At 36.7% G+C, this 2265-nt stretch carries 3 protein-coding genes; 2 read left to right on the forward strand and 1 reads right to left on the reverse strand.

Features of this window, described 5'->3' with window-relative positions; genetic code table 11:
- Positions 1–103 precede the first annotated feature (103 nt).
- The gene (locus ACY3FQ_RS04770; RefSeq protein ID WP_001140620.1) at positions 104–406 is read left to right on the forward strand and encodes a helix-turn-helix domain-containing protein; all 303 of its coding nucleotides are present in this window, start codon (positions 104–106) and stop codon (positions 404–406) included.
- Positions 407–478: 72 nt separating this feature from the next.
- Here the strand turns inward: ACY3FQ_RS04770 and cadR are convergent, their stop codons facing one another.
- Entirely contained in the window at positions 479–871 is a 393-nt protein-coding gene (cadR, locus tag ACY3FQ_RS04775; RefSeq protein WP_000550240.1) for a Cd(II)/Pb(II)-responsive transcriptional regulator, read from the reverse strand.
- Positions 872–961: 90 nt separating this feature from the next.
- Here cadR and ACY3FQ_RS04780 point away from each other — a divergent pair, with 90 nt between their 5' ends.
- Positions 962–2242, forward strand: coding sequence for a cation diffusion facilitator family transporter (locus ACY3FQ_RS04780; protein WP_125274735.1), 1281 nt, complete (start codon positions 962–964; stop codon positions 2240–2242).
- Positions 2243–2265: the final 23 nt, after the last annotated feature.

Below are 2265 nucleotides of genomic sequence, written 5' to 3' on the forward strand. Positions count from 1 at the left end.
TGTATTGCTGATAAAGGCGGTAAAAAGCGTTTTTATAAAGACATGCTGGATATTGCAGATGAACAATACCAACTTCATCTCACTACCCAAGGAGATAAATCTAATGGCTAAGACTCTGCAAGAATTGTTAGCTAGCCGCTCTCCAGAGAGCCAAGCCCGTATTCAAAAAATGGCTGATGAATTACTGCTAGAAAATCAGCTTCATCTTATTCGTGAAGAACTCGAAATTTCTCAAAAAGAGCTTGCTGAAACTTTGGGAATAAAACAGCCATCGCTTTCAGCAATAGAAAATCGTGGCAATGATCTTAAGATTTCAACCATGAAAAAGTATGTTGAGGCAATGGGTGGGAAGCTCCGTATTGATGTAGAGCTTCCAACAGGAAAACATATAGGATTCAACGTTTAACAATAAAAATGGGAGCTATAGGCTCCCATTTTTAGATTCGTGATTTTTTGAAAAAAGCATAGGTCTAGATAATCAAGCTAGATTTTTTAAAACTCCACATTGGTCAATTGTACATAAACCATCACAAGTACCTCTTAAATCAGATAGTTGTTCAATAAGCTTTTGTTGCTTGATTATATTTTCTCTGATAGCACTGACATGTAAGTCAATTAATTCATTCACATCTGAACAATTTTTCTCAGGTTTGTCTTTATAGGTAAGTAATTGACGAATTTCATTCAAACTCATATTTAAAGTTCGGCAATTCAAAATAAATTTAATTCGCTCAACATAGCCTACATCGTAAAGGCGGTAATTTCCTTCCGTTCTTTCCGGTTCCGGAATTAAACCTTCCTTTTCATAAAACCTAATTGTTAATACTGAACATGAGGTTTTTTTAGAGAGTTCACCAATTTTTAAATGCATTGAGTTAGTATTTCCAAAGATTCTTGACTCTATAGTAACTATAGGGATTCTAATATTCAAAGTTTATAAATTTTTTTAATGGGTATAATTATGAGTGGTTGTGGATGTAGTAAAGAAACACCATGCGAAGATAAGAAATCTCAACAAGAAAATCATCCATCAATTGCAGAAGCAAACAATTCAAAGAATTGTGATAATACGCTTAGCTGTTGTGGTGAAGAGGAAGAAAAAAAATCTTCATCTCCTTGCTGTAACACTTCAAACAGTTGTGAAGATACCGCACAATCCTGTTGTGGTTCTGATCCCAAAGAAAATTTAAGCACTGAAGACGTTTTAAAAGATTCGCACTACATGAGTGAATACTTAGTTCCCAAAATGGATTGTTCTGCGGAAGAACAGATGGTTCGTATGGCGCTATCTTCAATTGATGGTGTTCAAAAACTCATCTTTGATTTACCTAACCGTTCTTTAAAGATTCTACATAATCAAAAAGATGAAAATATAACCACCAAACTTGAAGCTTTGGGTTTTGGTGCAAAGCTTGTGAAGACTGAAACTTATATAAGCAATCAACAGGCTAAGCAAACAAGTACCTACACCATTCCTAAAATGGATTGCTCTGCTGAAGAGCAAATGGTCCGTATGGCTCTTGCAGATATTGAAGCAGTTAAAGGTCTTACTTTTGATCTTCCCAATCGAAAACTGAAAGTCTTCCATAATGAAGGGATTCAGCAAATTACGGCTAAACTCGAAGGACTGGGTTTTGGGGCGAAACTTGATGAAATACAGCTTTCTTCAGGCGATATACCTAATGAACCTGATCCTGTGAGACAAGCTAAAGTACTTAAACTGTTATTAGGTATTAATGCTCTACTTTTCTTTATAGAATTCATCAGCGGTATTATTGCTGCGTCTACAGGATTGATTGCTGATTCTCTAGATATGTTTGCCGATGCAGCCGTTTATGGTATTGCGCTATATGCCGTCGGAAAAGCTGCGAAATATCAAATAAAAGCAGCCCATTTCGCAGGTTGGATTCAGTTATTACTTGCTGTTATCGTGATTGTTGATGTCATTAGACGATTCATGTTTGGAAGCGAGCCAGAATCAACGCTCATGATTGTTATTGGCCTGCTCGCACTTATAGCTAACGTGACATGCTTATATCTTATTTCTGGTCATCGAGAAGATGGCGCACATATGAAAGCCAGTTGGATTTTCTCGGCGAATGACGTTGTCGTAAATATGGGCGTTATATTTGCCGGTGTACTCGTGGCGTGGACGGGATCAGCTTATCCAGACTTAATCATTGGCATACTGGTTTCTTTATTCGTACTTAATGGTGCCCGAAAAATTTTGGCTTTGAAGTAAGAGTATCGAAAATGAATCTATTT

It is taken from the genome of Acinetobacter sp. AB03 (assembly GCF_058107045.1).